Origin of the sequence: Thermolongibacillus altinsuensis (assembly GCF_004341205.1) — a bacterium.
GTDB lineage: Bacteria > Bacillota > Bacilli > Bacillales > Anoxybacillaceae > Thermolongibacillus > Thermolongibacillus altinsuensis.
Window position 1 is genome coordinate 10,582 of record NZ_SLUL01000016.1, and the last position, 18,670, is coordinate 29,251.

Below are 18,670 nucleotides of genomic sequence, written 5' to 3' on the forward strand. Positions count from 1 at the left end.
ATAGGATACGACGTAAGGAGTTACCCAAAGATGAACCAAATCCACTCTCAAGAGGTTCAACGACGAATATGCCATACATGGCATCTTCGCTGATTTCAACCGTTTCGATTTTTGGCTTCTCGATTTCAATCATTTAATTAACCCTCCTTCAAAACGTCGAAACCCCGATTAAACCCGCAACAAGCTCAATCGAAATTCCCCAATGAATAAATTCCCGAATGTGCACAACAACTGTTTTTAATTTCTCTGCAAGAATTGACTAACCATATCCCATTATTGACAATTAGACAAATTCTATACAGAGAAATTATACACGTCGACGTTTTGGCGGACGGCATCCGTTGTGTGGAACCGGCGTAACATCTCTAATAGCTGTAATTTCTAATCCTGCAGCTTGAAGCGCACGAATTGCTGCTTCACGACCAGCACCCGGACCTTTTACGTTCACTTCAACAGTTTTCATACCATGCTCCATAGAAGCTTTTGCCGCAGCTTCTGCAGCCATTTGTGCCGCGAATGGAGTAGATTTACGAGAACCTTTGAAGCCTAATGCACCAGCGCTTGACCAAGCAATTGCGTTTCCATGAACGTCTGTAATTGTTACGATTGTGTTGTTAAACGTTGAACGAATATGTGCGATACCTGTTTCAATATTCTTTTTTACACGACGTTTACGCGTATTTGTTTTACGTGCCATTCGTCCATTGACCTCCTTTACTCAATTATTTTTTCTTGTTCGCTACTGTACGACGTGGACCTTTACGTGTACGAGCATTGTTTTTCGTATTTTGGCCACGAACTGGTAAACCGCGACGATGACGAAGACCACGATAGCAACCGATCTCCATTAAACGTTTAATGTTTAAAGATACTTCACGACGAAGATCTCCTTCTACTTTTAGACGACCAACGATTTCACGAATTTTTCCTAATTCTTCTTCTGTTAGATCGCGAACGCGAGTATCTTCAGATACGCCAGCTTCCGCTAAGATTTTTTTTGCAGTTGATTTACCGATACCGTAAATGTATGTTAATGAAATGACTACACGTTTATCACGAGGGATATCTACACCTGCAATACGTGCCATGTTATATACACCTCCTCAAGTTTATCCTTGTTTTTGCTTATGTTTTGGATTTTCGCAAATAACCATAACTTTTCCACGTCTGCGAATAACTTTGCATTTTTCGCAAATCGGTTTTACGGATGGTCTTACTTTCATGAGTCTTACCTCCTTGTTAGCACGGAGTGTTATTTATATCGATACGTAATTCTTCCACGTGTTAAATCATATGGTGATAATTCAACCGTTACTTTGTCACCAGGTAAAATGCGAATAAAATGCATGCGAATTTTACCGGATACATGGGCTAAAACCGTATGTCCATTTTCAAGTTCTACACGGAACATTGCATTTGGTAATGTTTCAACGACTGTACCTTCCACTTCAATTACATCGTCTTTCGCCATTGAACGGCTCTCCCTTCTTTAAATGAGTAACATGTTTATTAGTATTTAAATACACGACCAGTTTTTAAAGTAATTCAAAGCGAACTCACATTGATTTTTATCCGCAAGAAGGCTAAAGCGTTCAAAATTTCAGCAAGTTAAAGTGTGGTTAAAATCTCATATCCGGTTTCGGTAATGGCAATGGTGTGCTCAAAGTGTGCACACAACTTTCCATCCACAGTAACAACTGTCCAGTTGTCCTCCAACGTTCGAACATAACGACTTCCCGCATTGACCATTGGCTCAATGCAAAGAACCATTCCTGGCTTTAACCGTGGTCCTTTGTTAGGCGGACCATAATGTGGAATTTGCGGATCTTCATGTAAGTCTTGACCAATTCCATGCCCAACATACTCACGCACGACCGAAAAATTATGTGCTTCTACATACGTTTGAATCGCGTGAGAAATGTTGGTCAAACGGGCGCCAGGTTTTGCTTCTTGCAATCCACGATATAAAGCTTCTTCCGTTACATCTAGAAGCTTTTGTGCTTCTTCAGAGATTTTACCAACAGGATACGTCCAAGCAGAATCCCCGTGATAACCATTATATTTCGCGCCAATATCAATGCTGATGATGTCTCCTTCACGAAGAACACGGTCGCCGGGAATTCCATGAACGAGCTCTTCATTTACTGAAGTACAAATGCTTCCACGGAATCCATTATATCCTTTAAATGAAGGAATTGCACCATGTTTACGAATAAACGTTTCAGCAATATGATCCAGTTCTTTTGTTGTAATTCCTGGCTGGATATATTTTTTTAATTCTTGATGAGTTAATGCGACAATTCGTCCAGCTTCACGCATAATTTCAATTTCGCGTGGGGTTTTGCAAATGATCATTACTCTAAGCCCCCAAGTAGTTCGCAAATATCAGCAAACACTTTTTCAATTTCTTGCTGTCCATCAATATTGCGCAAATATCCTTTTTCTTGATAAAACTCAAGCAAAGGCTGCGTTTGTTTTAAATTGACTTCAAGACGATTCGCAACAGTTTCCTCATTATCATCCGCACGTTGATAAAGTTCACCGCCACATTTATCGCAAACGCCTGCTTGGCTAGGCGGATTAAACACGAGATGATAGGTAGCTCCACATTCTTTACAAATTCTTCTACCTGTTAAACGCTCCATTAAAATATTTTTATCGACTTCAATGTTAATAACATAGTCGATCGAGCGGTTTAAATCGGAAAGAAGTTGCTCAAGCGCTTCTGCTTGTGCTACCGTCCGTGGGAAGCCATCAAGTAAAAAGCCTTTTTGGCAGTCTTCTTTACTTAATCTTTCACGGACAATACCGATCGTTACTTCATCTGGAACGAGGTCGCCTCGATCCATGTACGACTTCGCTTGCAATCCCAGCTCCGTTCCTTCTTTTATCGCAGCGCGAAACATATCACCTGTAGAAATATGAGGAATTTTGTATTTCTCAACGATCTTTTCTGCTTGTGTACCTTTTCCGGCACCTGGCAGACCCATTAATACTAGATTCATCATTTCTCCCCCTCAGCTCTATGCGAGGTAGAGGGAATAAAATTCCCCAACACCTCTTATTTAATAAAGCCTCTATAATGACGTTTGACTAACTGACTTTCAAGCTGCTTCATCGTTTCAAGCGCTACTCCCACAACGATGAGCAAGCTTGTTCCTCCAATTTGAGCAGAAGGCGGTAGTTGAGCAAATTTAACGAAAAAGACAGGAAGAACAGCAATTGCTGCTAAGAATAGAGAGCCAACAAATGTAAGTCGATACAAAACGCGTGTAACGAATTCTTGTGTATTCTTTCCTGGACGTATACCTGGGATGTAACCACCTTGCTTTTTCAAATTGTCAGCCATTTGTTCAGGATTGACTTGAACAAACGCGTAAAAGTACGTAAAAGCAATGATCAATGCTACATAAATGATCATACCAACTGGTTGTGTATAGTCAAAAACTTTTTTAATCCACAATGTTACATCATTTGAGCCGAAAAACGATGCAATCGTCGGTGGAGTAATAATAAACGATACCGCAAAGATGACCGGAATAACGCCGGCCGGATTCACTTTTAACGGTAAATGCGTAGAATGACCACCTACTGGACTGCGTCCTTCTAAGCGTTTTGCGTACTGAATAGGAATTTTACGAAGCGCCTGCTGCATATAAATGACGCCAACAATAACAGCAACCACAGCCAAGGCGATTAACAAAACTGTAACAATGCGCAAGAACAGTTGATCGCCGGCATTTTCAAATTGTTGAACATAAATTTGGTTTAATGTCGTTGGAATTCCTGAAACGATTCCCGCGAAGATGAGAATCGATATTCCGTTTCCAACGCCTTTTGCAGTAATTTGCTCACCAAGCCACATTAAGAAAGCCGTACCAGCTGTTAATACCGTCGCGATTAAAAGATACGTCGGTATTCCTGGATTCTTAATGAGCATGCCTCCTGCAATATTGTTAAAACCATAAGACATAGCGAGCGCTTGGATAAATCCAAGCACAACTGTAAAGTAGCGGGTAAACTGAGCTAACTTGCGCCGGCCCACTTCTCCTTGCTTGGACCATTCCGTAAATTTAGGAACGACATCCATCTGCAATAGTTGAACAATGATGGATGCTGTAATATAAGGCATAACCCCCATGGCAAAAATGGAGAAGTTTTGTAAAGCTCCGCCGCCGAACGTATTTAATACACCGAACGCATTAAATTGATCTTGCATTTTTAACACATCGGCATTCACATTGGGAACAGGAATGAATGTGCCGATGCGAAAAACGATTAACATAAGAAGGGTGAAAATAATTTTTCTTCTTATATCACCCACGCGCATAAAATTGGAGATTGTTTGAAACATTAAATCACCTCAGTTTTACCGCCGACAGCTTCAATCGCTTCTTTTGCTGAAGCAGAGAACTTATGTGCTTTAACTGTTAATTTCTTTGTAATCTCACCGTCACCAAGAACTTTTACGCCAGCTTTTAATTTGCTAATAACACCTGTTTCAAGTAAAAGTTCTGGTGTTACTTCTGTACCATCTTCGAAGCGGTTTAATGCTTCAAGGTTAACAATTGCATATTCTTTACGATGAATGTTTGTGAAACCGCGTTTTGGTAAACGGCGGAATAAAGGAGTTTGACCACCTTCAAAGCCAATTCTTACACCGCCGCCAGAACGAGCGTTTTGACCTTTGTGACCTCTACCAGAAGTTTTTCCGTTACCAGAGCCGATACCACGACCAACACGGTTACGTTCTTTGCGCGAACCTGGTGCTGGCTTTAATTCATGAAGTTTCATTCCAAGGCACCTCCTTATTCTTCTAATTCTTTCACTGTTACAAGGTGAGAAACTTTGTTAATCATTCCGCGAATCGCTGGATTGTCGTTATGAACAACCGTTTGATGTAATTTGCGTAAGCCTAATGTTCTTACAGTAATACGTTGGTCTTGTGGACGACCGATGACGCTTCGAGTGAGGGTAATTGCTAATTTTTTCGCCATTGTTTTTCCCTCCCTTATCCTAACAGTTCCTCAACTGTTTTACCGCGCAATCTTGCTACATCTTCCGCACGTTTTAATTGTTTTAAGCCATCGATTGTTGCACGTACCATGTTAATCGGTGTGTTTGAACCGATTGACTTAGATAGAATGTCGCTAATACCTGCTAACTCTAATACCGCACGAGCAGGACCACCAGCGATAACTCCCGTACCTTCAGAAGCTGGTTTTAAGATGATTTCTCCTGCTCCGAAATGACCGATTACTTCGTGTGGGATTGTTGTACCAACGATTGGCACAGTGATTAAGTTTTTCTTAGCATCTTCAATTGCTTTGCGGATAGCATCTGGAACCTCTTGAGCTTTCCCTGTTCCGAAACCAACATGTCCGTTACGGTCGCCTACAACGACTAAAGCAGCAAAACGGAAACGACGTCCACCTTTAACTACCTTCGCTACGCGGTTAACGGCAACAACACGTTCTTCAAGTTCAAGTTTGTTTGGATCAATGCGACGCATCTCTGTCCCTCCTTTTTAATTAGAATTCTAATCCAACTTCACGAGCAGCGTCTGCAAGTGCTTTTACACGTCCATGGTATAAGTATCCACCGCGGTCGAAAACAACCTTTTTAATACCTTTTTCTAACGCACGTTTTGCAACTAATTCGCCAACTTTTTTAGCTGCTTCAATGTTTCCAGTAGATTCTAAATCAAATTCTTTATCCAACGTAGATGCGCTCACAAGAGTCACTGCTTTTACATCATCGATAACTTGAGCATAAATGTGCTTGTTTGAACGAAACACATTTAAACGAGGACGTTCAGCAGTTCCAAATACTTTTCGACGAACACGCGCATGTCTTTTTTTACGAACTGCATTTCTATCAAGCTTCGTGATCATTCTTGTCACTCCTTTCATTTACCTAAGCAGCATTATTTACCTGTTTTACCTTCTTTAAGACGAACAACTTCACCTTCGTAGCGAATTCCTTTTCCTTTATAAGGTTCTGGAGCACGCACTGCACGAATTTTTGCTGCTAATTCACCAACGCGTTGTTTGTCTGCACCTTTAACGATGATTTTTGTTTGTGCTGGAACTTCGATTTCCAATCCTTCTTCAGGTTCGATTTCAACAGGGTGAGAGTAACCGACGTTCAATACTAGTTTTTTACCTTGTTTTGAAGCACGGTAACCAACCCCAACAAGCTCAAGCGCTTTTTCATAGCCTTTTGAAACACCTTCGACCATGTTTGCTAAAAGGCTACGAGTTGTACCGTGAAGCGCGCGATGTAGTTTTTCATCGCTTGGACGTTCAACTGTTAAAACGTTTCCTTCTAATTTAATTGTCATATCAGGATGGAAAGTACGAGTAAGTTCACCTTTCGGACCTTTTACAGTGACAGTGTTACCGTTCACTGTAACTGTAACACCAGCAGGGATTTCCAATGGTTTTTTACCAACACGTGACATGCATTACACCTCCATTCGTAGCAAACTAATTACCAAATATACGCTAATACTTCGCCGCCAGTGCCTTTTTGACGCGCTTCTTTATCTGTCAAAATACCTTGAGAAGTAGAAAGAATTGCGATTCCTAAACCATTTAATACACGAGGTACTTCGTGAGCTTTTGCATAAACGCGCAAACCAGGTTTGCTAATACGTTTAAGACCAGTAATAACACGTTCATTATTTGGACCGTATTTTAAGAAAATACGGAGGATACCTTGTTTATTGTCTTCAATGTATTCTACATCACGAATGAAACCTTCACGCTTTAAAATTTCAGCGATTTCTCTCTTAATTTTAGAAGCAGGAACTTCAAGTTTCTCGTGACGTACCATGTTCGCATTACGAATGCGAGTAAGCATATCTGCAATTGGATCTGTCATCACCATTATGTTTTACCTCCTTCCCAATTCATGGGTTTATTACCAGCTTGCTTTTTTAATGCCTGGAAGTTGACCTTTATATGCTAATTCACGGAAACAAATACGGCAAAGTTTAAATTTGCGGTATACAGAATGCGGACGACCGCAACGCTCACAACGAGTGTAGGCACGCACTTTAAACTTTGGTGTGCGTTTTTGTTTCGCAATCATTGATTTTTTAGCCACGTTTTCGCCTCCCTCTTTTTACGATTGGGAATCATTATTTTTGGAATGGCATACCGAGCAATGCAAGCAATTCACGAGCTTCTTCATCTGTTTTTGCTGTTGTAACGATTACGATATCCATACCGCGAACTTTATTTACTTTATCGTAATCAATTTCAGGGAAGATGAGTTGCTCTTTAATACCTAATGTGTAGTTTCCACGGCCATCGAATGATTTTTTAGAAACCCCGCGGAAGTCACGGACACGTGGTAAAGAAACAGAAACTAATTTATCGAAAAACTCATACATGCGTTCACCGCGAAGCGTAACTTTTGCACCGATCGGCATACCTGCACGAAGACGGAAACCAGCGATTGATTTTTTCGCACGAGTAACAACTGGTTTTTGACCGGAAATTAACGCTAATTCTTCAACAGCGCTATCTAATGCTTTTGGATTTTGTACAGCATCACCAACACCCATGTTGATGACGATTTTTTCGATTTTTGGAACTTGCATAACAGATTTGTAGTTAAACTTGCTCATCAGAGCAGGGACAACTTCTTTCAAATACTTTTCTTTAAGGCGGTTCATTTGAGTACCTCCCTTCCTAAATCACTTCATTATTTATCTAAAATTTCACCGGATTTTTTCGCATAGCGAACTTTTTTACCATCTACAATTTTGTATCCTACGCGAGTTGGCTCTCCTGTTTTAGGGTCTAAAGGCATAACGTTTGATACGTGAATAGGTGCCTCTGTGCTAATGATGCCGCCTTGTGGATTTGCTTGAGATGGCTTCACATGTTTTTTAACGATATTGACACCTTCAACAAGCACTCGGTTTTTCTTAGGAAACGCTGCAAGGATAACGCCTTGTTTTCCTTTGTCTTTGCCAGCGATTACTTGTACTTTATCACCTTTTTTTACATGCATCTGAATCGCACCTCCTTAAAAGGCTTTTTGCTTTTCATTAAATAACTTCTGGAGCTAGAGAAATGATTTTCATGAAGTCTTTGTCACGTAATTCACGCGCAACAGGTCCGAAGATACGAGTTCCGCGTGGGCTTTTATCGTCACGAATAATCACGCAAGCATTTTCGTCAAAGCGGATATAAGAACCGTCAGAACGACGCACGCCACGTTTTGTACGTACCACAACAGCTTTTACAACTTGACCTTTTTTAACAACGCCACCTGGTGTTGCGTCTTTAACTGTTGCTACAACAACATCACCGATGTTTGCGTAACGACGACCTGAGCCACCTAATACTTTAATGACAAGCACTTCACGTGCACCAGAGTTATCAGCAACTTTCATACGAGATTCTTGTTGAATCATCTACGAAACCTCCTTTCGGAATTGTATAACCGATCCGAACGTTATCATTAAACAATAACTGCTTTTTCAACAATTTCTACTAAACGGAAACGTTTTGTCGCAGAAAGAGGACGAGTTTCCATAATTTTTACGATATCGCCCACTTTTGCTACGTTGTTTTCATCGTGAGCTTTATATTTTTTAGAATACTTTACGCGCTTACCGTAAAGAGGATGTTTTTTGTAAGTTTCTACAAGGACCGTGATTGTTTTATCCATTTTGTCAGACACAACACGGCCAACGTAAACTTTGCGGTTATTGCGTTCACTCATTGTGCGAACCTCCTCTCGAGATTAATTATTTATTAGCAGCGATCTCTCTTTCGCGAATAATTGTTTTCATACGAGCGATTGTTTTACGCACTTCACGAATACGCGCAGTGTTTTCCAATTGACCTGTTGCTAATTGGAAGCGAAGGTTGAATAACTCTTCTTTTAACGCTTTAATTTTTTGTTCAATTTCGGCAGTGGTAAGCTCGCGAATTTCTTTAGCTTTCATTAGATTCACCACCAATTTCTTCACGTTTTACGAATTTACATTTGATTGGAAGTTTGTGAGAAGCAAGACGCAATGCTTCACGTGCTACTTCTTCAGAAACTCCAGCAACTTCAAACATAACTTTACCAGGTTTTACAACTGCTACCCAACCTTCAGGAGCACCTTTACCGGAACCCATGCGCACTTCAAGTGGTTTTGCTGTGTATGGTTTTGAAGGGAAAATTTTAATCCATACTTTACCGCCACGTTTCATATAACGAGTCATTGCACGACGAGCAGCCTCGATTTGACGGTTTGTAATCCAAGCTGGCTCTAAAGCTTGTAAACCGTACTCACCAAAGTGTACTTCTGTACCGCCTTTTGCACGACCTTTCAAACGACCGCGATGTTCACGACGATATTTTACACGTTTTGGCATTAACATGATTAATTTCCTCCTTCCTCAGTTTTCTTTTTAGTAGGAAGGACCTCTCCACGGTAGATCCATACTTTAACACCGATTTTTCCGTATGTTGTATCTGCTTCTGCAGTTGCATAATCGATGTCAGCACGAAGAGTATGAAGTGGAACTGTTCCTTCACTGTAATGTTCAGAACGAGCAATATCTGCTCCGCCTAAACGACCAGAAACCATCGTTTTAATTCCTTTTGCTCCTGCGCGCATTGCACGTTGAATCGCTTGTTTTTGCGCACGACGGAACGATACGCGATTTTCAATTTGACGAGCGATGTTTTCCGCTACTAACTTCGCTTCTAAGTCTGGCTTCTTAATTTCAACGATGTTAATATGAACACGTTTGCCAGTTAATTCGTTTAACGCTTTACGAAGCGCTTCAACTTCAGAGCCACCTTTACCGATAACCATACCTGGTTTTGCTGTATGGATGATGATATTAACACGGTTTGCTGCACGCTCAATTTCGATTCGAGAAACCGCTGCATCACTTAAGCGTTTTGTAAGGTATTCACGAATTTTAAGATCTTCAAGCAAAAGGTCCGCATAATCTTTTTCAGCGTACCATCTTGATTCCCAGTCACGGATAATACCGATGCGCAGACCGATTGGATTTACCTTTTGACCCACTGATTATCCCTCCTTCTTTTCTGAAACCACGATCGTAATATGGCTTGTGCGTTTATTAATTGCGCTTGCACGACCCATTGCACGAGGGCGGAAACGTTTTAATGTTGGACCTTCATCAACGTATGCTTCTGTAATCACTAATTTGTTTACATCCATGTCATAGTTATGCTCTGCGTTAGCTACAGCAGATTTTAATACTTTTTCAATGATCGGAGAAGCAGCTTTTGGAGTGTGACGAAGAATCGCTACTGCTTCACTTACTTGCTTTCCTCGAATTAAATCAATGACTAAACGAGCTTTACGAGGAGCAATACGAACTGTTCTCGCAACAGCTTTAGCTTGCATAAGTTAAGCCTCCTCTCATATTAACGTTTTGTTTTCTTATCGTCGCCAGCATGACCTCTGAACGTGCGTGTTGGCGCGAATTCACCGAGCTTGTGACCTACCATGTCCTCTGTGATGTAAACTGGAACATGTTTACGTCCATCATACACTGCAATTGTATGACCGACAAATTGTGGGAAGATTGTTGAACGACGAGACCAAGTTTTAATCACTTGTTTTTGTCCAGTTTCATTTAATTTCTCAATTTTTTTCATTAAGTGTTCATCACAAAAAGGACCTTTTTTCAAGCTGCGACCCATAAATGAACCTCCTTTCGTGATTGTTCTACGGTTCTTTTGAACCGTAGCTCAACCCCGTTATTTTTTACGACGACGTACGATAAATTTATCAGATTTATTTTTCTTCTTGCGAGTCTTGAATCCAAGTGTCGGTTTACCCCATGGAGTCATTGGTGACTTACGTCCGATTGGTGCTTTACCTTCACCACCACCATGTGGGTGATCCACTGGGTTCATTACAGAACCGCGAACAGTAGGACGAATTCCTAACCAACGTGCACGACCTGCTTTACCGATGTTTACAAGTTCATGTTGTTCGTTACCTACTTCTCCAACTGTTGCACGGCAAGTTCCTAAAATCATGCGAACTTCGCCAGATGCTAAACGAACAAGTACATATTTTCCTTCTTTACCAAGCACTTGCGCAGATGTACCAGCAGCGCGAACCAATTGTCCGCCTTTTCCTGGTTTTAATTCAATGTTGTGTATTAATGTACCAACAGGAATATTTTCAAGTGGCAATGCGTTACCTACTTTAATGTCCGCATTTGGTCCAGACATGATTTCCATGCCTACTTTAAGGTTTTTCGGAGCAATAATATAACGTTTTTCACCGTCTGCATAATGAATTAATGCAATGTTTGCGGAACGGTTTGGATCATACTCGATTGTAGCAACGCGTCCTGGAATGCCATCTTTATCACGTTTAAAGTCAATAATACGATATTGACGTTTATGACCGCCACCTTGATGACGTACTGTAATTTTCCCTTGGTTGTTGCGACCAGCTTTTTTCTTTAATGGCGCAAGCAACGATTTTTCCGGTTGATCCGTTGTGATTTCTGAGAAGTCAAGAACTGTCATACCACGACGACCGTTTGACGTCGGCTTATATTTTTTAATCGCCATGTTTGTTTCCCTCCTTCGCTTTTAAACTATAAACTATACTTCAAAAAGTTCGATCTCTTTGCTATCTGGCGTTAATGTAACAATCGCTTTGCGACGGCGATTTGTTAAACCGCTGTAGCGACCAACACGTTTGACTTTTCCTTTGTAGTTCATGATGTTCACTTTCGCTACTTTCACGCCAAAAATAGCTTCAATCGCATCTTTTACTTCTGTTTTATTTGCTTTTACATCAACTTCAAATGTATATTTTTTTTGAGCCATTAATTCAGTTGAACGCTCAGTGATGACGGGGCGCTTAATAATATCGCGAGGATCTTTCATTATGCAAGCACCTCCTCTACTTTTTCCACCGCAGCTTTTGTAATCACAAGCTTGTCGTGGTTGAGTACATCAAGAACATTGATTCCGTTTGCTGTAACAACTGTTACACCCGGAATGTTGCGAGCTGAAAGCATCACGTTTTCGTTTACATCCGCTGTAACGATTAACGCTTTGCGATCTACTGAAAGGTTATTTAAAATTTTAACCATTTCTTTTGTTTTTGGCGCTTCAATTGTTAAGTTGTCTAAAACAACGATATTATTTTCAAGCACCTTAGAAGATAATGCAGATTTAATTGCTAAACGACGAACTTTTTTAGGTAATTTGTAGCTGTAGCTGCGTGGAACTGGACCAAATACAACACCACCACCGCGCCATTGAGGTGCACGAATCGATCCTTGACGAGCGCGTCCAGTACCTTTTTGACGCCATGGTTTGCGTCCACCGCCGCTCACTTCTGCACGATTTTTTGTTTTGTGAGTTCCTTGACGTAAGGAAGCACGTTGCATAATTACCGCTTCAAATAAAACATATTTATTCGGTTCAATACCAAATACGGAATCATTTAATTCAATCTCACCGATATTCTCTCCGTTTTGGTTATACAATGCTACTTTTGGCATTGGTTAAATCCTCCTTTCTTAAAGAAATTATTTCGCTTTCGCTTTAACCGCACTTTTAATAATGACAAGTCCTTTGTTTGGACCAGGTACATTTCCTTTAATAAGGATTAAGTTGCGTTCAGTATCCACTTTCACAACTTTTAAGTTTTGTACTGTTACACGTTGGCCACCCATGCGACCTGGAAGTTCTTTTGATTTGAATACACGGTTTGGAGCGATCGGACCCATTGAACCAGGACGACGATGATAACGAGAACCGTGTGACATTGGTCCACGAGATTGTCCATGACGCTTGATCGCACCTTGGAATCCTTTACCTTTAGACGTACCTGTTACGTCTACAATCTCACCTTCACTGAAAATATCAACTTTTACTTCTTGACCTACTTCGTAATCGTCAAGATTTACACCACGAATTTCGCGAATGAAGCGCTTAGGTGTAGTGTTTGCTTTTGCAGCATGACCAATTTGCGGTTTGTTTGCTAACTTTTCACGCAAATCTTCAAAACCTAATTGAATCGCTTCGTAACCGTCATTTTCAATCGTTTTCTTTTGAAGAACTACGTTTGGAGTCGCTTGAATAACCGTAACAGGAATAAGATCGCCGTTTTCAGCGAACACTTGCGTCATGCCGATTTTTCTACCTAAGATTCCTTTCATCTTTCACACCTCCTATACGAAACCATTAAAGTTTAATTTCGATATCGACACCAGACGGTAAATCTAGGCGCATTAAAGAGTCTACAGTTTGTGGAGTTGGGTTCACGATGTCAATTAAGCGTTTATGTGTGCGCATCTCGAACTGTTCACGAGAATCTTTGTATTTATGAACCGCACGCAAAATCGTGTAAACCGTTCTCTCAGTTGGTAACGGAATCGGTCCAGATACAGTCGCGCCTGAACGCTTTGCAGTTTCAACAATTTTCTCTGCAGATTGATCAAGAATTCGATGATCATAAGCTTTTAAACGAATACGAATTTTTTCTTTTGCCATTATTTTCCCTCCTTCTTCGCCTATTTTGAAAATAGACATTCTCCATGGAAATTTCCTTCACACTCGCCATGGCAAAGCGGCCGGGTGTGTCAGCAACCTTCCACTTCATCGCAGTCAAAGACCAACGTTTATTATTATATATAATTTCAAAGTCTATTGCAAGCTTTTTATTTTCTTCTTTCTACACTCTCCATATTATACATACAATCTAATGGGTTTTCAACGACTGCTTCTATTTATGGTAAAAAAGGATCACTCTATACAATAAAATGGCGGTCTAGCTTAGACTAGACCGCCTTTATCATGATTCATTACTCAATGATAGCAGATACAGAACCTGCGCCTACTGTACGGCCACCTTCACGGATAGAGAATTTTGTACCTTCTTCAATCGCGATTGGCGCGATTAATTCTACAGTCATTTCAACGTTGTCGCCAGGCATTACCATCTCTACGCCTTCTGGAAGAGTGATGATACCTGTTACGTCAGTTGTACGGAAGTAGAATTGTGGACGGTAATTAGAGAAGAATGGAGTATGACGTCCACCTTCTTCTTTAGTTAATACGTAAACTTGCGCTTTGAATTTAGTGTGTGGAGTGATTGTTCCTGGTTTTGCTAATACTTGACCACGTTGTACTTCGTCACGGGATACACCGCGAAGAAGCGCACCGATGTTGTCACCAGCTTCTGCTTGGTCAAGAAGTTTGCGGAACATTTCTACACCAGTAACTGTTGTAGTTTTTGGCTCATCAGAAAGACCGATGATTTCTACAGCATCACCAACTTTTAACGTACCGCGCTCAACACGACCAGTTGCAACTGTACCACGACCAGTGATTGAGAATACGTCCTCAACTGGCATCATGAATGGTTTGTCGACTTCGCGTTGTGGAGTTGGGATATACTCATCAACAGCATTCATAAGCTCGATGATTTTTGCTTCCCATTCAGGATCTCCTTCAAGCGCTTTTAATGCAGAACCTTTGATAACTGGAACTTCATCTCCAGGGAAGTCATATTCAGATAATAGATCACGAACTTCCATTTCAACAAGCTCTAATAATTCTGGATCGTCTACCATATCGCATTTGTTTAAGAATACAACGATGTATGGTACACCTACTTGGCGAGAAAGAAGAATGTGCTCACGAGTTTGTGGCATTGGACCGTCAGCAGCAGATACTACAAGGATCGCACCGTCCATTTGTGCTGCACCAGTGATCATGTTTTTAACGTAGTCTGCGTGACCTGGGCAGTCAACGTGTGCATAGTGACGTTTGTCTGTTTCATACTCAACGTGTGCAGTTGAGATTGTGATACCGCGCTCACGCTCTTCTGGAGCAGCGTCGATTTGATCGTAAGCTCTCGCTTCTGCTTTACCTTGTTTTGCAAGAACTGTTGTAATAGCAGCTGTTAAAGTTGTTTTACCATGGTCAACGTGGCCAATTGTACCAATGTTAACGTGTGGTTTAGTACGTTCGAATTTCGCTTTAGCCATTATAATATCCTCCTTAATTTATAAAGTTTTAAAATATAGAATGCTCGGAAGTGAAAATGCAAGCATCTTCACTTCCAAGTCTTACATAAGTATTTATACTTGAACAATGCTTGAAAATCAATTATTCACCTTTATTTTTTTTAATGATTTCTTCAGCAATGTTTTTAGGAACTTCTTCATAGTGGTCAAACACCATTGTGAATGTTCCGCGTCCTTGAGTATTTGAACGCAATGCAGTTGCGTATCCAAACATTTCAGCAAGCGGAACCATTGCACGTACAACTTGTGCATTACCGCGAGCTTCCATGCCTTCTACGCGACCGCGGCGAGAAGTGATGTCTCCCATGACATCTCCTAAATATTCTTCTGGGACAATTACTTCTACCTTCATGATTGGCTCAAGCAATACAGGATCACATTTTGCTGCAGCATTTTTAAGTGCTAAAGATGCTGCGATTTTGAATGCCATTTCGCTTGAGTCTACATCATGGTAAGAACCATCAAATAGTTTCGCCTTAATATCGACGATTGGATATCCTGCAAGGACACCATTTTGCATTGCTTCTTCAAGACCAGCTTGAATTGCTGGAATGTATTCTTTTGGAACAACCCCACCAACGATCGCATTTTCAAACTCGAAGCCTTTTCCTTCTTCGTTTGGTGAGAATTCGATCCAAACGTGACCGTATTGACCACGACCACCGGATTGACGCACAAATTTACCTTCAACTTGTGCTGTCTTACGGAATGTTTCGCGGTATGCTACTTGTGGAGCACCAACGTTTGCTTCCACTTTGAATTCGCGACGCATACGGTCAACGATAATATCAAGGTGAAGCTCACCCATACCAGCAATGATTGTTTGACCAGTTTCTTGGTCTGTCCATGCACGGAAAGTTGGGTCTTCTTCTTGTAGTTTTTGTAAAGCTGTGCTCATCTTATCTTGGTCAGCTTTTGATTTTGGCTCAATCGCAATTTGAATAACTGGCTCTGGGAATTGCATAGACTCTAAAATAACAGGGTGCTTTTCATCACACAAAGTATCGCCAGTTGTTGTATCTTTTAAACCTACAGCTGCAGCGATGTCACCAGCGTATACTTTTGAAATTTCTTCACGGTGGTTCGCGTGCATTTGTAGGATACGACCGATACGTTCACGTTTGCGTTTTGTTGAGTTCAATACGTATGAACCTGAATCTAATGTACCTGAGTAAACGCGGAAGAATGTTAATTTACCAACATAAGGGTCAGACATAATCTTGAACGCTAATGCTGCGAATGGTGCGTCATCGCGAGACTCACGAACTACTTCTTCCTCCGTTTGTGGGTTAACACCTTTGATTGGTGGGATATCCACTGGAGAAGGTAAGTAGTCAACAACTCCGTCAAGCAATAACTGAACACCTTTGTTTTTAAATGCAGAACCGCAGAATACAGGGAAGAATTCAACAGAAATCGTTGCTTTACGAATAGCTGCTTTTAGCTCTTCGTTTGTAATTTCTTCTCCTTCTAAGTACTTCATCATTAACTCTTCATCTAGTTCTGCAACGGCTTCAATCAATTTTCCGCGATACTCTTCTGCCATGTCGCGATAATCTTCAGGAATTTCAATACGCTCAATGTTTTTACCTAACTCATCATGATAGTGATATGCGCACATTTCAACAAGGTCGATGATGCCAGAGAACTGATCTTCAGAACCGATAGGCAATTGAACTGGGTGCGCATTCGCTTGCAAACGATCATGAAGCGTTTTTACAGAGTATAAGAAATCAGCGCCGATCTTATCCATTTTGTTAACGAATACAATACGTGGAACCCCGTATGTAGTCGCTTGGCGCCATACTGTTTCCGTTTGTGGTTCTACCCCAGATTGAGCATCTAGTACAGCTATAGCACCGTCTAATACACGCAAAGAACGCTCAACTTCAACTGTAAAGTCTACGTGTCCTGGTGTATCGATAATGTTAATACGGTGACCTTTCCATTGAGCAGTTGTTGCAGCAGACGTGATCGTAATACCACGTTCTTGCTCCTGCTCCATCCAGTCCATTGTAGCTGCGCCCTCATGAACTTCACCGATTTTATGAACGCGTCCAGTATAGAAAAGGATACGCTCAGTCGTTGTTGTTTTCCCAGCGTCAATGTGGGCCATGATTCCAATGTTGCGAGTGTTTTCTAAGGAGAACTGTCTTGCCATATGGATTTTTTCTCCTTCCTTAAATTAAGTATCATAATAATAAGTTATTTAAATATAGGAAGATAGGTGAACAAGCGATGAGCATTCCCGTTTTAGTTTCAACCTCATCGCTCTCACCTATTCTTAGTTTAGTTGGAAAATTACCAACGATAGTGTGCAAACGCTTTGTTTGCTTCTGCCATTTTGTGAGTGTCTTCGCGTTTTTTCACTGCCGCACCAGTGTTGTTAGCAGCATCCATAATTTCGTTTGCTAAACGCTCTTCCATTGTTTTTTCGTTACGAAGACGAGCGTAGTTTACAAGCCAGCGAAGACCTAAAGTTGTACGACGTTCTGGACGCACCTCTACAGGAACTTGGTAGTTTGCTCCACCAACGCGACGAGCTCTTACTTCAAGAACTGGCATGACATTTTTTAATGCTTGTTCGAATACTTCCATTGGATCTTTACCTGTGCGTTCACGAATGATGTCAAACGCAGTGTAAAGAATTTTTTGTGCCTTACCTTTTTTACCGTCAATCATAATTTTGTTGATTAAACGAGTAACTAGTTTTGAATTGTAAATTGGATCTGGTAACACATCTCTTTTAGGAACCGGACCTTTACGTGGCATTAGTTTTCCTCCTTTCAACAAAAATCATTTTTACTTTTAAATTACTTCTTAGCTGCTTTAGGTTTCTTCGCACCGTACTTAGAACGACCTTGCATACGGTTCGCTACACCAGCTGTATCTAAAGCACCACGAATGATGTGGTAACGTACCCCTGGCAAGTCTTTTACACGTCCACCGCGGATCAATACAACGCTGTGCTCTTGTAAGTTATGACCGATACCTGGGATATAAGCTGTTACCTCGATACCGTTTGTTAAACGTACACGAGCATACTTACGAAGCGCTGAGTTTGGTTTTTTCGGTGTCATTGTACCTACACGTGTACATACTCCACGTTTTTGCGGAGAGTATACGTTTGTTTGGATTTTTTTGAAGCTGTTGTACCCTTTATTTAACGCAGGGGATTTAGATTTTACTACCTTTTTTGTACGACCTTTGCGTACGAGCTGGTTAATTGTAGGCATGATAAATTTCCTCCCTTCACAATCGAATTCAAGTCCACACATCCAGGTGGTTCATTTTTATACAAAAACAAAGTTTTTGTAGTGAAAACCACAAAAACAGTTTTTAACGGATAATCCCAACAGTCGCCGCTCCTACTTGAATCCCGCAAACCTTTCCAAGTTTTTTCATAGAATCCACTTTCAAAACAGGAATGTTGTTTTCATTTGCGAGCGAAATGACTTTATCGACAATAGCCGGATCCGCATCTTCGGCCACAACTACTTCCTGTACTTTTCCTTCTTTTAGAGCTCTGACTGTTTGTTTTGTTCCAACCACAATTTTCTCAGCCTGTGATACTTTTTCATAAGACATGTAACATATCCTCCAAAGTAACA

At 40.9% G+C, this 18,670-nt stretch carries 33 protein-coding genes and 1 pseudogene; all 34 read right to left on the reverse strand.

What is annotated here, in order from left to right; genetic code table 11:
* A pseudogene (locus EDD69_RS15585) lies at positions 1–133 on the reverse strand (DNA-directed RNA polymerase subunit alpha); the annotation flags it as partial.
* Between the two features lie 174 nt (positions 134–307).
* Complete coding sequence (gene rpsK, locus EDD69_RS12755; RefSeq protein WP_132949316.1) at positions 308–697, reverse strand: 30S ribosomal protein S11; 390 nt, start codon at positions 695–697, stop codon at positions 308–310.
* A gap of 25 nt (positions 698–722) precedes the next feature.
* Positions 723–1,088, reverse strand: coding sequence for a 30S ribosomal protein S13 (gene rpsM, locus EDD69_RS12760; RefSeq protein WP_132949317.1), 366 nt, complete (start codon positions 1,086–1,088; stop codon positions 723–725).
* A gap of 21 nt (positions 1,089–1,109) precedes the next feature.
* Entirely contained in the window at positions 1,110–1,223 is a 114-nt protein-coding gene (rpmJ, locus tag EDD69_RS12765; protein WP_000868344.1) for a 50S ribosomal protein L36, read from the reverse strand.
* Positions 1,224–1,252: 29 nt separating this feature from the next.
* On the reverse strand, positions 1,253–1,471 hold the full coding sequence (infA, locus tag EDD69_RS12770) for a translation initiation factor IF-1 (RefSeq protein WP_003247618.1): 219 nt from the start codon (positions 1,469–1,471) through the stop codon (positions 1,253–1,255).
* Positions 1,472–1,608: 137 nt separating this feature from the next.
* The gene (map, locus tag EDD69_RS12775) at positions 1,609–2,355 is read right to left on the reverse strand and encodes a type I methionyl aminopeptidase (protein WP_132949318.1); all 747 of its coding nucleotides are present in this window, start codon (positions 2,353–2,355) and stop codon (positions 1,609–1,611) included.
* Positions 2,355–3,005 (reverse strand): adenylate kinase, encoded by a 651-nt coding sequence (locus EDD69_RS12780; RefSeq protein WP_132949319.1) that lies wholly within the window; start codon positions 3,003–3,005, stop codon positions 2,355–2,357. Before EDD69_RS12780 ends, map begins: the two co-directional genes overlap by 1 nt.
* A 56-nt stretch (positions 3,006–3,061) precedes the next feature.
* Positions 3,062–4,354, reverse strand: coding sequence for a preprotein translocase subunit SecY (gene secY, locus EDD69_RS12785; protein WP_132949320.1), 1,293 nt, complete (start codon positions 4,352–4,354; stop codon positions 3,062–3,064).
* Positions 4,354–4,794, reverse strand: a complete 441-nt coding sequence (gene rplO / locus EDD69_RS12790; RefSeq protein ID WP_132949321.1) for a 50S ribosomal protein L15 — start codon at positions 4,792–4,794, stop codon at positions 4,354–4,356. The genes secY and rplO overlap by 1 nt, the downstream gene beginning before the upstream one ends.
* A gap of 14 nt (positions 4,795–4,808) precedes the next feature.
* Entirely contained in the window at positions 4,809–4,997 is a 189-nt protein-coding gene (gene rpmD, locus EDD69_RS12795; protein ID WP_132949322.1) for a 50S ribosomal protein L30, read from the reverse strand.
* 14 nt (positions 4,998–5,011) lie between these two features.
* Positions 5,012–5,512 carry a 30S ribosomal protein S5 gene (gene rpsE, locus EDD69_RS12800; protein WP_132949323.1) on the reverse strand — a complete coding sequence of 167 codons (501 nt, stop codon included), beginning with the start codon at positions 5,510–5,512 and terminating at the stop codon, positions 5,012–5,014.
* Positions 5,513–5,531: 19 nt separating this feature from the next.
* Positions 5,532–5,894, reverse strand: a complete 363-nt coding sequence (gene rplR / locus EDD69_RS12805; protein ID WP_132949324.1) for a 50S ribosomal protein L18 — start codon at positions 5,892–5,894, stop codon at positions 5,532–5,534.
* A gap of 32 nt (positions 5,895–5,926) precedes the next feature.
* A complete protein-coding gene (rplF, locus tag EDD69_RS12810; protein WP_132949325.1) occupies positions 5,927–6,463 on the reverse strand; it encodes a 50S ribosomal protein L6 in 537 nt (178 codons plus the stop codon).
* 29 nt (positions 6,464–6,492) lie between these two features.
* Positions 6,493–6,891: a 30S ribosomal protein S8 gene (gene rpsH / locus EDD69_RS12815; RefSeq protein ID WP_111646128.1), complete on the reverse strand. Its 399-nt coding sequence runs from the start codon at positions 6,889–6,891 to the stop codon at positions 6,493–6,495.
* Positions 6,892–6,924: 33 nt separating this feature from the next.
* A complete protein-coding gene (locus tag EDD69_RS12820) occupies positions 6,925–7,110 on the reverse strand; it encodes a type Z 30S ribosomal protein S14 (RefSeq protein ID WP_003247599.1) in 186 nt (61 codons plus the stop codon).
* Positions 7,111–7,144: 34 nt separating this feature from the next.
* On the reverse strand, positions 7,145–7,684 hold the full coding sequence (rplE, locus tag EDD69_RS12825; protein ID WP_132949326.1) for a 50S ribosomal protein L5: 540 nt from the start codon (positions 7,682–7,684) through the stop codon (positions 7,145–7,147).
* A 29-nt stretch (positions 7,685–7,713) separates the two neighbouring features.
* Entirely contained in the window at positions 7,714–8,025 is a 312-nt protein-coding gene (gene rplX, locus EDD69_RS12830; RefSeq protein WP_132949327.1) for a 50S ribosomal protein L24, read from the reverse strand.
* Between the two features lie 37 nt (positions 8,026–8,062).
* Complete coding sequence (rplN, locus tag EDD69_RS12835) at positions 8,063–8,431, reverse strand: 50S ribosomal protein L14 (RefSeq protein ID WP_132949328.1); 369 nt, start codon at positions 8,429–8,431, stop codon at positions 8,063–8,065.
* Positions 8,432–8,478: 47 nt separating this feature from the next.
* On the reverse strand, positions 8,479–8,742 hold the full coding sequence (gene rpsQ / locus EDD69_RS12840; RefSeq protein ID WP_132949329.1) for a 30S ribosomal protein S17: 264 nt from the start codon (positions 8,740–8,742) through the stop codon (positions 8,479–8,481).
* 25 nt (positions 8,743–8,767) lie between these two features.
* Positions 8,768–8,968 carry a 50S ribosomal protein L29 gene (gene rpmC, locus EDD69_RS12845; protein ID WP_132949330.1) on the reverse strand — a complete coding sequence of 67 codons (201 nt, stop codon included), beginning with the start codon at positions 8,966–8,968 and terminating at the stop codon, positions 8,768–8,770.
* The gene (gene rplP, locus EDD69_RS12850) at positions 8,958–9,392 is read right to left on the reverse strand and encodes a 50S ribosomal protein L16 (RefSeq protein WP_132949331.1); all 435 of its coding nucleotides are present in this window, start codon (positions 9,390–9,392) and stop codon (positions 8,958–8,960) included. The genes rpmC and rplP overlap by 11 nt, the downstream gene beginning before the upstream one ends.
* Before the next feature lie 2 nt (positions 9,393–9,394).
* Complete coding sequence (gene rpsC, locus EDD69_RS12855) at positions 9,395–10,051, reverse strand: 30S ribosomal protein S3 (RefSeq protein ID WP_132949332.1); 657 nt, start codon at positions 10,049–10,051, stop codon at positions 9,395–9,397.
* Positions 10,052–10,054: 3 nt separating this feature from the next.
* On the reverse strand, positions 10,055–10,396 hold the full coding sequence (gene rplV / locus EDD69_RS12860; RefSeq protein WP_132949333.1) for a 50S ribosomal protein L22: 342 nt from the start codon (positions 10,394–10,396) through the stop codon (positions 10,055–10,057).
* 20 nt (positions 10,397–10,416) lie between these two features.
* Positions 10,417–10,695 (reverse strand): 30S ribosomal protein S19, encoded by a 279-nt coding sequence (gene rpsS, locus EDD69_RS12865; RefSeq protein WP_003247570.1) that lies wholly within the window; start codon positions 10,693–10,695, stop codon positions 10,417–10,419.
* A gap of 57 nt (positions 10,696–10,752) precedes the next feature.
* Positions 10,753–11,583 (reverse strand): 50S ribosomal protein L2, encoded by an 831-nt coding sequence (gene rplB / locus EDD69_RS12870; protein WP_132949334.1) that lies wholly within the window; start codon positions 11,581–11,583, stop codon positions 10,753–10,755.
* Positions 11,584–11,616: 33 nt separating this feature from the next.
* The gene (rplW, locus tag EDD69_RS12875; RefSeq protein ID WP_132949335.1) at positions 11,617–11,904 is read right to left on the reverse strand and encodes a 50S ribosomal protein L23; all 288 of its coding nucleotides are present in this window, start codon (positions 11,902–11,904) and stop codon (positions 11,617–11,619) included.
* Positions 11,904–12,527 (reverse strand): 50S ribosomal protein L4, encoded by a 624-nt coding sequence (rplD, locus tag EDD69_RS12880; RefSeq protein ID WP_132949336.1) that lies wholly within the window; start codon positions 12,525–12,527, stop codon positions 11,904–11,906. The genes rplW and rplD overlap by 1 nt, the downstream gene beginning before the upstream one ends.
* Before the next feature lie 27 nt (positions 12,528–12,554).
* Positions 12,555–13,187 carry a 50S ribosomal protein L3 gene (gene rplC / locus EDD69_RS12885; protein WP_132949337.1) on the reverse strand — a complete coding sequence of 211 codons (633 nt, stop codon included), beginning with the start codon at positions 13,185–13,187 and terminating at the stop codon, positions 12,555–12,557.
* Positions 13,188–13,212: 25 nt separating this feature from the next.
* Positions 13,213–13,521: a 30S ribosomal protein S10 gene (gene rpsJ / locus EDD69_RS12890; protein WP_009361489.1), complete on the reverse strand. Its 309-nt coding sequence runs from the start codon at positions 13,519–13,521 to the stop codon at positions 13,213–13,215.
* A 311-nt stretch (positions 13,522–13,832) separates the two neighbouring features.
* Positions 13,833–15,020: an elongation factor Tu gene (gene tuf / locus EDD69_RS12895; RefSeq protein WP_132949338.1), complete on the reverse strand. Its 1,188-nt coding sequence runs from the start codon at positions 15,018–15,020 to the stop codon at positions 13,833–13,835.
* Between the two features lie 121 nt (positions 15,021–15,141).
* On the reverse strand, positions 15,142–17,220 hold the full coding sequence (gene fusA / locus EDD69_RS12900; protein ID WP_132949339.1) for an elongation factor G: 2,079 nt from the start codon (positions 17,218–17,220) through the stop codon (positions 15,142–15,144).
* 140 nt (positions 17,221–17,360) lie between these two features.
* Positions 17,361–17,831 (reverse strand): 30S ribosomal protein S7, encoded by a 471-nt coding sequence (gene rpsG / locus EDD69_RS12905; protein WP_132949340.1) that lies wholly within the window; start codon positions 17,829–17,831, stop codon positions 17,361–17,363.
* A 41-nt stretch (positions 17,832–17,872) separates the two neighbouring features.
* Positions 17,873–18,295: a 30S ribosomal protein S12 gene (rpsL, locus tag EDD69_RS12910; RefSeq protein ID WP_132949341.1), complete on the reverse strand. Its 423-nt coding sequence runs from the start codon at positions 18,293–18,295 to the stop codon at positions 17,873–17,875.
* Between the two features lie 103 nt (positions 18,296–18,398).
* Entirely contained in the window at positions 18,399–18,647 is a 249-nt protein-coding gene (locus EDD69_RS12915) for a 50S ribosomal protein L7ae-like protein (RefSeq protein WP_132949342.1), read from the reverse strand.
* Positions 18,648–18,670: the final 23 nt, after the last annotated feature.

Bases quoted from the DNA above. Each gene is read 5' to 3' on its own strand.
- EDD69_RS12915 (WP_132949342.1), bottom strand. From the start codon at position 18,647: ATGTCTTATGAAAAAGTATCACAGGCTGAGAAAATTGTGGTTGGAACA.
- rplP (WP_132949331.1), bottom strand. From the start codon at position 9,392: ATGTTAATGCCAAAACGTGTAAAATATCGTCGTGAACATCGCGGTCGT.
- rplO (WP_132949321.1), bottom strand. From the start codon at position 4,794: ATGAAACTTCATGAATTAAAGCCAGCACCAGGTTCGCGCAAAGAACGT.
- rplN (WP_132949328.1), bottom strand. From the start codon at position 8,431: ATGATTCAACAAGAATCTCGTATGAAAGTTGCTGATAACTCTGGTGCA.
- rplE (WP_132949326.1), bottom strand. From the start codon at position 7,684: ATGAACCGCCTTAAAGAAAAGTATTTGAAAGAAGTTGTCCCTGCTCTG.
- rplB (WP_132949334.1), bottom strand. From the start codon at position 11,583: ATGGCGATTAAAAAATATAAGCCGACGTCAAACGGTCGTCGTGGTATG.
- rpsE (WP_132949323.1), bottom strand. From the start codon at position 5,512: ATGCGTCGCATTGATCCAAACAAACTTGAACTTGAAGAACGTGTTGTT.
- rpmC (WP_132949330.1), bottom strand. From the start codon at position 8,968: ATGAAAGCTAAAGAAATTCGCGAGCTTACCACTGCCGAAATTGAACAA.
- infA (WP_003247618.1), bottom strand. From the start codon at position 1,471: ATGGCGAAAGACGATGTAATTGAAGTGGAAGGTACAGTCGTTGAAACA.
- tuf (WP_132949338.1), bottom strand. From the start codon at position 15,020: ATGGCTAAAGCGAAATTCGAACGTACTAAACCACACGTTAACATTGGT.
- rplV (WP_132949333.1), bottom strand. From the start codon at position 10,396: ATGCAAGCTAAAGCTGTTGCGAGAACAGTTCGTATTGCTCCTCGTAAA.
- rplW (WP_132949335.1), bottom strand. From the start codon at position 11,904: ATGAAAGATCCTCGCGATATTATTAAGCGCCCCGTCATCACTGAGCGT.
- rpsQ (WP_132949329.1), bottom strand. From the start codon at position 8,742: ATGAGTGAACGCAATAACCGCAAAGTTTACGTTGGCCGTGTTGTGTCT.
- rpsM (WP_132949317.1), bottom strand. From the start codon at position 1,088: ATGGCACGTATTGCAGGTGTAGATATCCCTCGTGATAAACGTGTAGTC.
- rplR (WP_132949324.1), bottom strand. From the start codon at position 5,894: ATGATCACGAAGCTTGATAGAAATGCAGTTCGTAAAAAAAGACATGCG.
- map (WP_132949318.1), bottom strand. From the start codon at position 2,355: ATGATCATTTGCAAAACCCCACGCGAAATTGAAATTATGCGTGAAGCT.
- rpsH (WP_111646128.1), bottom strand. From the start codon at position 6,891: ATGGTGATGACAGATCCAATTGCAGATATGCTTACTCGCATTCGTAAT.
- secY (WP_132949320.1), bottom strand. From the start codon at position 4,354: ATGTTTCAAACAATCTCCAATTTTATGCGCGTGGGTGATATAAGAAGA.
- rplC (WP_132949337.1), bottom strand. From the start codon at position 13,187: ATGAAAGGAATCTTAGGTAGAAAAATCGGCATGACGCAAGTGTTCGCT.
- rplF (WP_132949325.1), bottom strand. From the start codon at position 6,463: ATGTCACGTGTTGGTAAAAAACCATTGGAAATCCCTGCTGGTGTTACA.
- rpsL (WP_132949341.1), bottom strand. From the start codon at position 18,295: ATGCCTACAATTAACCAGCTCGTACGCAAAGGTCGTACAAAAAAGGTA.
- fusA (WP_132949339.1), bottom strand. From the start codon at position 17,220: ATGGCAAGACAGTTCTCCTTAGAAAACACTCGCAACATTGGAATCATG.
- rpmJ (WP_000868344.1), bottom strand. From the start codon at position 1,223: ATGAAAGTAAGACCATCCGTAAAACCGATTTGCGAAAAATGCAAAGTT.
- rpsK (WP_132949316.1), bottom strand. From the start codon at position 697: ATGGCACGTAAAACAAATACGCGTAAACGTCGTGTAAAAAAGAATATT.
- rplD (WP_132949336.1), bottom strand. From the start codon at position 12,527: ATGCCAAAAGTAGCATTGTATAACCAAAACGGAGAGAATATCGGTGAG.
- rpsG (WP_132949340.1), bottom strand. From the start codon at position 17,831: ATGCCACGTAAAGGTCCGGTTCCTAAAAGAGATGTGTTACCAGATCCA.
- rpmD (WP_132949322.1), bottom strand. From the start codon at position 4,997: ATGGCGAAAAAATTAGCAATTACCCTCACTCGAAGCGTCATCGGTCGT.
- EDD69_RS12780 (WP_132949319.1), bottom strand. From the start codon at position 3,005: ATGAATCTAGTATTAATGGGTCTGCCAGGTGCCGGAAAAGGTACACAA.
- rplX (WP_132949327.1), bottom strand. From the start codon at position 8,025: ATGCATGTAAAAAAAGGTGATAAAGTACAAGTAATCGCTGGCAAAGAC.
- rpsJ (WP_009361489.1), bottom strand. From the start codon at position 13,521: ATGGCAAAAGAAAAAATTCGTATTCGTTTAAAAGCTTATGATCATCGA.
- rpsS (WP_003247570.1), bottom strand. From the start codon at position 10,695: ATGGGTCGCAGCTTGAAAAAAGGTCCTTTTTGTGATGAACACTTAATG.